Source organism: Agrococcus versicolor (assembly GCF_039531815.1).
Classification (GTDB): Bacteria; Actinomycetota; Actinomycetes; order Actinomycetales; family Microbacteriaceae; genus Agrococcus; species Agrococcus versicolor.
The window spans coordinates 445,582-451,838 of the sequence record NZ_BAAAQT010000001.1 but is presented as its reverse complement, the minus strand read 5'-3'; the positions used below and the strand labels follow the sequence as shown (position 1 = coordinate 451,838).

The window sequence follows — 6,257 nt, the reverse complement described above, 5'->3', positions numbered from 1 at the left end:
CGTCGGCGTCGCCCGCCGGCACGGCGCCGAGCAGGTCGTCAGTCGTCATGGCCGACCTCCAGGAGGGTGCGGAGCCTGCGCACGCCGTCCGACGACGCCTTGCGCGCCGCCGCCGACGAGACGCCGAGCGCCGCCGCGACGTCGTCGAAGGGCATGCCGCCGAGGTGATGCAGCACGACGCACGACCGCTGCCGGTCGGGCAGCGACGCGAGCGCTCGGCGCAGGTCGAGGTCGGGGTCGCGCGACGGCGCCGGCCGCTCGGGCACCTCGGCCACCGGGAGCGCACGCGACGAGCGACGCAGCACGTCGATCGCCTTGCGGTGCGCGATCGTGACGAGCCACCCCCGCACGTTGGCGTCGGCGTCGAGCCTCGGATATGCCTCGAGCGCTGCGAGGAAGGCGTCGCTCCAGGCGTCGTCGGCATCCCACGGGCCGACGACGGCGCGCACGACGCGGTAGACCGTCGCCCCGTGCTCGCGCACGACGCGCTCGAAGGGCTCCCGCGTCACGCAACGGAATCTAGCGCGACGCCCGAGCCGTCGAGCAGGTCGCCGCGCTCGAGGTCGAGCAGCGCCCGCTTGCACGCCACGCCGCCCGCGTAGCCCGTGAGCGCACCGTTCGCGCCGACGACGCGGTGGCAGGGCACGACGATCGAGATGGGGTTGCGGCCGTTCGCGAGCCCGACGGCGCGCACGGCCGTCGGCTGCCCGATGCGGGTCGCGATCCAGCCGTACGTGCGCGTCTCGCCGTACGGGATCTGCCGCAGCTCGTGCCAGACGCGGAGCTGGAAGGGGGTGCCGACGGGGTCGAGCGCGAGGTCGAAGGCTCGTCGGTCGCCGGCGAGGTACTCGTGGAGCTGGGACGCGGCGTCGGCGAGCGATGCGTCGTCGCGCTGGCCGAACCGCTCCCGATCGGGGGCGGGTCGGTGCTCGGCGTAGTACAGCCCCTGGATGCCGGCGGCGCCGCCGACGATCGTGATGGCGCCGACGGTCGTGTCGACGATGGCGTGCCTGGTGTCGTTCATGGGTCCACGTCCTCTCGCACCCTGCTGACGCACGAGCCCTCCGGAATGTGAGGTGTGGATGCGATCGACCTGCGCGGGACGCGCACGCCGCGCCTCACGGCACGACCGACGCGAACGCGACCTGGAGATGCGCGAGGGCGTCGCGCGGCAGCGCCGCGGTCACGATCGCGCCATCCGGCAGCGCGACGCCCAGGCCGAGCACGTGGCGATCGCCCTCGATGGCCACCCCCGGCCAGGCACGTCCGTCGACCACGACCTCCGCCGCGCGCACCGAGCCGGGCGCGACGAGCTCCGGGCGATCCCATCGGGCGCCGGGCCCGCGCTCCTCGTCGAACCCGTTCACCAGCACCGACGCGAGGTGCTCGACGAGCGCGCCGACGACCTCCGCCTCGCCCGCGTCGCGATCGCGCTCCCACGAGGTGCGCACGGCCTCCCACAGCATCGGCCGACGCAGGCGCTCGACGACGTCGAGCAGCCAGGCCGGCCGCGGCCACGGCGGCACGTCGTCGAGGCTCGCGCGCGTCCGCTCGTCGAGGTCGGCGAGGTTCGCAGGGTCGTCGCGATCGCCCGGCACCCGCCACAGCGTGTACGACCAGGCGACCTCCATCGACGCGGGCTGCTCGCCCGCGGCGCCCGAGCTCGACACCGAGGGGTGCGGGATGCGCTCGAGCGACGGCTGCACCACGAGCGAGCGCACGGCGACCGGCAGCGTCCGAGCCGTCGCGCACGCCGCGATCGCGGGATCGGGGGCATCCTCCGGCACGACGCCTGCGACTCGCATGCCCGACGGTCGCACGGCGCGACGACGATCCGCAAGACGCCGGGGACGAGCGGCCGCGGGTAGGCTCGAGCGGTGCAGATCGCCCTCGTGAGACATGGCCAGACGGACTGGAACCTCGACCTGCGCATGCAGGGCACGAGCGACATCCCCCTCAACGACACGGGGCGGGCGCAGGCGCTCGAGGCGGCGGTGCTGCTCGCCGACGACCGCTGGGACGCGATCGTCTCGTCGACGCTCTCGCGTGCGGCCGTCACGGCCGACATCATCGCCGAGCGGCTCGGCATGGAGGTCCTCGAGCGCGACCCGCGGCTCGTCGAGCGCGCCTACGGCGAGGTCGAGGGGCTCACGAAGGCCGAGGCCACCGAGCGCTTCGGCACCGCGTGGCCGGGCGAGGAGTCGTACGAGGCGCTGCAGCGACGTGCGGTCGCCGCGGTCGACGCCGTCGCCGAGCGCCACGCCGTCGACCACCTCGTGATCGTCACGCACGGCACGTTCATCCGAGCCTTCGCCGACGCGACGACGGGCCTCGAGACGCGCACGCCGCGCAACGCGGAGTCGATCCGCTTCGAGGGCGCGCCGGGCGCCTGGACCCCCGTGGAGGGCGTGGTGCTCGTCTGATGGATCTCGACTCCCTCCGGGCAGCGTCGCCCGGGATCGTCGTCGACACGAGCGAGGCCTCCCTCGAGGCCGCGCGCGCCGATCGCTCGGGCCACCGCGCCGACGGTCGCCCCCTCGCGGTCGTGCGCGCCACCGAGGTGGAGCACGTGCAGGCCGCGCTGCGATGGGCGAGCGAGCACGGCGTGCCCGTCGTGCCGCGCGGTGCGGGCACGGGCCTCGCCGGCGGCGCCAACACGGGCGAGGGCGAGCTGAGCATCGACGTCTCGGGCATGCGCCGCATCCTCGAGGTCTCCGCCGCCGACCAGCTCGCGGTCGTCGAGCCCGGCATCCTCAACGCCGACCTCAACGTCGCGCTCGCCGAGCATCACCTGTGGTGGGCGCCCGATCCCGCGAGCCGCGCGATCTCGACGGTGGGCGGCAACATCGCGACGAACGCCGGCGGCCTGCTGTGCGCCAAGTACGGCGTCACGCGCGAGGCCGTGCTCGCGCTCGGCGTCGTGCTCGCATCGGGCGAGCGCATCGACGTCGGCCACCGCACGGTGAAGGGCGTCACGGGCCTCGACCTCGCAGCCCTCATGATCGGCAGCGAGGGCACCCTCGGCGTCATCGTCGAGGCGACGCTGCGCCTGCGGCCGACCGTGCCCGGCGGCGTGTGGACCATCGGCGCGTTCTTCGCCGACGAGACGGCCGCGGCGCGCGCGTGCGCCGCCATCACGGCCGCGCACATCCGTCCCGCGATCATGGAGCTCGTCGGCACCGAGTCGGTGCGCATGCTCGCCGCGTACACCGGTCGGGCGATGGAGGGCGCGTTCGTGCTGCTGCAGCTCGACGACGTCGGCGCGGACGCCATCGCCCTCGACGCCCTCGCGATCGTGGAGGCGCACGGCGGCGACGCCGAGCTCTCGGACGACGTCGAGCGCAGCGCGATGCTCGTGGAGGTGCGCAGGCAGGTGCACTACGCGCTCGAGTCGTTCGGAACGATCCTCGTCGAGGACGTCTCGGTGCCGCGCACGCGCATGCCCGACATGTTCGCGCTGTGCGCCGAGGTCGCCGAGCGGCATGGGGTCACGATCGCGACGACGGCGCACGCCGGCGACGGCAACCTGCACCCCACGTTCGTCTTCGACGACGCCGAGCCCTCCCCCGCGGTGTGGGCGGCGGCGGACGAGATCTTCCAGGGTGCGATCGCCATGGGCGGCACGCTCACGGGCGAGCACGGCGTGGGCGTGCTCAAGCGGCGCTGGCTCGGCCTCGAGCTGGGCCAGACGCAGCTGCGGCTGCAGCGCGAGATCAAGGCCGTCTTCGACCCGGCGGGCATCCTCAACCCCGGCAAGGTCTTCGAGGACTGAGCGACGCGGGACGCGCGCCCGGTCCAGTCAGGCCTGTCGGTCGTCGTTCTCGCGCACGACGTCGCGCAGCTCGGCGTCGAGGTCGCCCGCCTCCTCGACGGCGGCGGCCATGCCCGAGAGGAAGCGCGCGACGACCTCGAGCTCGGCGGCCGTGAGGTCGTCGACGACCTCGATCATGCGACGGTGCATCGCGCCGAGCGTCTCGCGCACCTCGTGCTCGGTCGCGGTCGTGGGCACGACGATCGTCGAGCGACGATCGGTCGGGTGCGCACGACGCTCGACGTGACCCGACCGCTCGAGACGATCGACGAGCACCGTGACGGATGCGGACGTGATGGACAGCACCTTCGCGAGGTCGCGCTGCCGCACGAGCGCGCCGGTGCGCTGCGCCGCGAGCAGCGTGCGCAGCGCGAGCAGGTCGGTCTCGCCCATCTCCATCGACGACCGGGTGCGCGCGCGCATGCGCGACTCGGCCGCGCGGTAGCGCCGCAGGAGGTTGAGGACGTCGACGGTGGAGGCCCCGTCGCGGTCCGGGTACCAGTAGCCCGTCGCCTCCGAGCCCTCGTCGTTCGCCATGGCCGCCATGCTACGTGGCAGCCAGATGATTCGGCCCGGAACCCTCCGTTGATTCCTCCGGTATCGGCAGGGACGTCTCAGCCGTCTCGCGTCGCGCAAGGTCGCGAGGCGGCTCGCGCCGTGCGGCCCGAACCTCCGGGATCGCCGTGATTCCGCGGAGGATCCGCTCACGATGCCCGTCGCCCGGCGTGCAGGGGCGATGGACTGGCGACACGCGCGGTGGACGCCGGACTTGCTCGGGAGTCGCTAGTCAGATACTTTGCTAGACGAACTAGCAATACATTCATCTCGGCAGTCGAGGTGAGACGCTGCGAAGGAGACCGCGATGGGCACGCTCAGGTACGGCAACGGAGACGACTCGACCTTCGAGATGGAGGACGGCGACCTCGCGCACCTCGCCGCGGTGGTGACGGCGAAGCTGCGCAGGCGCGAGCCCTTCCTCCTCACCTGCCGCTCCGACGACTCGCGGCAGTCGATCTGGATCCACGAGTCGGCCACCCTCGTCTACGCGTACGCATCCGCCGAGGCCGCCGACCTCGACCGCGCACGGCTCGAGGCCATGGTCGCCGACACCAACCGGCCCGCGGGCCTCACGATCGCCTGCGCCGCACCCGCGCTCCAGGCGCTCGACGCGCTCGTCGCGGCGTGATGGGCCCGATCATGACCGACCTGTGGAGCGACTGGAACGCGGAGGTCGTCGCGCCCTCGACGCTCCGCCACGGCACGACCGACGGCGCCGAGGCGTCGCCATGACGATGGCGTCCGGCGTCGCACGGCTCGACGAGCAGCGGGTCGACGACCTCCTGCCGCAGCTGCGCGCGGCCTCGATGCGCCTCCTCACCGCCGTGCTGCGGCTCGGCGACGACGAGCTCTCCGCCTCGGCACGCTCGGCGCTCGGCACGCGCAGGCACGTCATCGCCCGCATGGCGCGGCGCGCCGATCGCACCGTGCGCGCGCTCGACGGCGAGGACGGACCGGAGCCGGCCGATCGCCTCCTCGCCCTCGCGCCCGCCGACCTCGTCGCAGCGCTGACCTCGTCGCTCGGCGGCGTGCTCGGCGCGCTGGCGGAGCACGCGAGCGGCATGCGTCCGACGAGCCCCGCGGCTCGCCTCGCGCTGGCCCATGCCCGCGAGCACCTCGCCTGGCTCGAGCTCAGCCACGTCGACCTGCACGTCGGCTACGACATGCACGACATCCCGGACGCGTCGCTCGACGCCGTGGCCGCGCACTTCCGCGACGCCCGCGACCCCTCGGCCGCGAGCGCCCCGGCGGGCAGCAGCCCCTTCGCTCCGCTCATCGCGGACTGACGCCTGCACGAGTCGACGCCGAGCGCCAGTCCCGTGCCCGGGACGCGCGAAGTGGTTAGAGTCACTAGTCAATCCCTCGCACCACCCGAGGAGCAGAAGGAGGCGAGCATGGCGACGACCACCACGCAGGGCGCACGCACGCCCGAGATCGACGTCCCCGGCGAGGATGCCGTGACGCAGCTCACCTGGGCGGTCGAGGAGCTCCGGCTCGCCGAGTCGCGGCTGTCGCGCCGGAGGCAGGCGTCCTGCGGCCCCGGCCACAGCGAGCGCGAGGCCATGCGCTTCATCGCCGAGCGCGCCGACGCCGGCAAGCCCCCGACTCCCACGGAGCTCGCGACCCACCTCGGGCTCACGACGCCGTCGGTGAGCGCCATCGTGCGCCGCCTGCAGGACGGTGGGCTCATCTCCACGCGCCAGCACGAGGAGGACAAGCGCAGCAAGCTGCTCGAGCCCGCCTCGCGCAACTCGCCCGACACCGCCGACGGCCTCGCGCCGTCCATCCGCTCCGCCGCGGCCGACATGGATCCGGGCGAGGCCCGCCGCCTCGCCGCCTTCCTCGCGCACGTGCGTGACCTCGTCGACGCCGACTGCCGCGACTGACG

The 6,257-nt window shown here is 73.9% G+C and carries 9 protein-coding genes; 5 read left to right on the top strand and 4 right to left on the bottom strand.

Features of this window, described 5'->3' with window-relative positions:
• Nucleotides 1-38: 38 nt before the first annotated feature.
• The 3 genes from ABD249_RS02230 to ABD249_RS02220 form a co-directional block, all read right to left on the bottom strand.
• Nucleotides 39-509 (bottom strand): RNA polymerase sigma factor, encoded by a 471-nt coding sequence (locus ABD249_RS02230; RefSeq protein ID WP_344339838.1) that lies wholly within the window; start codon nucleotides 507-509, stop codon nucleotides 39-41.
• Entirely contained in the window at nucleotides 506-1,024 is a 519-nt protein-coding gene (locus tag ABD249_RS02225) for a methylated-DNA--[protein]-cysteine S-methyltransferase (protein WP_344339837.1), read from the bottom strand. Before ABD249_RS02225 ends, ABD249_RS02230 begins: the two co-directional genes overlap by 4 nt.
• A gap of 94 nt (nucleotides 1,025-1,118) precedes the next feature.
• A complete protein-coding gene (locus ABD249_RS02220) occupies nucleotides 1,119-1,805 on the bottom strand; it encodes a hypothetical protein (RefSeq protein ID WP_344339834.1) in 687 nt (228 codons plus the stop codon).
• 72 nt (nucleotides 1,806-1,877) lie between these two features.
• Between ABD249_RS02220 and ABD249_RS02215 the strand changes: the two genes are divergently transcribed.
• On the top strand, nucleotides 1,878-2,423 hold the full coding sequence (locus tag ABD249_RS02215; RefSeq protein WP_344339832.1) for a histidine phosphatase family protein: 546 nt from the start codon (nucleotides 1,878-1,880) through the stop codon (nucleotides 2,421-2,423).
• Complete coding sequence (locus ABD249_RS02210; protein ID WP_344339830.1) at nucleotides 2,423-3,772, top strand: FAD-binding oxidoreductase; 1,350 nt, start codon at nucleotides 2,423-2,425, stop codon at nucleotides 3,770-3,772. The genes ABD249_RS02215 and ABD249_RS02210 overlap by 1 nt, the downstream gene beginning before the upstream one ends.
• Nucleotides 3,773-3,799: 27 nt before the next feature.
• Here the strand turns inward: ABD249_RS02210 and ABD249_RS02205 are convergent, their stop codons facing one another.
• A complete protein-coding gene (locus tag ABD249_RS02205; protein WP_344339829.1) occupies nucleotides 3,800-4,348 on the bottom strand; it encodes a MarR family winged helix-turn-helix transcriptional regulator in 549 nt (182 codons plus the stop codon).
• Between the two features lie 325 nt (nucleotides 4,349-4,673).
• On the opposite strand from ABD249_RS02205, the gene ABD249_RS02200 reads away from it, so the two are divergent.
• From ABD249_RS02200 to ABD249_RS02190, 3 genes are all read left to right on the top strand, one after another.
• On the top strand, nucleotides 4,674-4,997 hold the full coding sequence (locus tag ABD249_RS02200) for a DUF7882 family protein (protein WP_344339828.1): 324 nt from the start codon (nucleotides 4,674-4,676) through the stop codon (nucleotides 4,995-4,997).
• 100 nt (nucleotides 4,998-5,097) lie between these two features.
• A complete protein-coding gene (locus ABD249_RS02195) occupies nucleotides 5,098-5,655 on the top strand; it encodes a DinB family protein (RefSeq protein WP_344339826.1) in 558 nt (185 codons plus the stop codon).
• Between the two features lie 108 nt (nucleotides 5,656-5,763).
• Nucleotides 5,764-6,255, top strand: coding sequence for a MarR family winged helix-turn-helix transcriptional regulator (locus tag ABD249_RS02190; protein WP_344339825.1), 492 nt, complete (start codon nucleotides 5,764-5,766; stop codon nucleotides 6,253-6,255).
• The last annotated feature ends 2 nt before the right edge of the window (nucleotides 6,256-6,257 follow it).

What these genes read in the sequence shown, in the direction of transcription:
- ABD249_RS02225 (WP_344339837.1), bottom strand. Translation starts at nt 1,024, where the DNA reads ATGAACGACACCAGGCACGCCATCGTCGACACGACCGTCGGCGCCATC.
- ABD249_RS02220 (WP_344339834.1), bottom strand. Translation starts at nt 1,805, where the DNA reads ATGCGAGTCGCAGGCGTCGTGCCGGAGGATGCCCCCGATCCCGCGATC.
- ABD249_RS02210 (WP_344339830.1), top strand. Translation starts at nt 2,423, where the DNA reads ATGGATCTCGACTCCCTCCGGGCAGCGTCGCCCGGGATCGTCGTCGAC.
- ABD249_RS02205 (WP_344339829.1), bottom strand. Translation starts at nt 4,348, where the DNA reads ATGGCGAACGACGAGGGCTCGGAGGCGACGGGCTACTGGTACCCGGAC.
- ABD249_RS02200 (WP_344339828.1), top strand. Translation starts at nt 4,674, where the DNA reads ATGGGCACGCTCAGGTACGGCAACGGAGACGACTCGACCTTCGAGATG.
- ABD249_RS02195 (WP_344339826.1), top strand. Translation starts at nt 5,098, where the DNA reads ATGACGATGGCGTCCGGCGTCGCACGGCTCGACGAGCAGCGGGTCGAC.
- ABD249_RS02190 (WP_344339825.1), top strand. Translation starts at nt 5,764, where the DNA reads ATGGCGACGACCACCACGCAGGGCGCACGCACGCCCGAGATCGACGTC.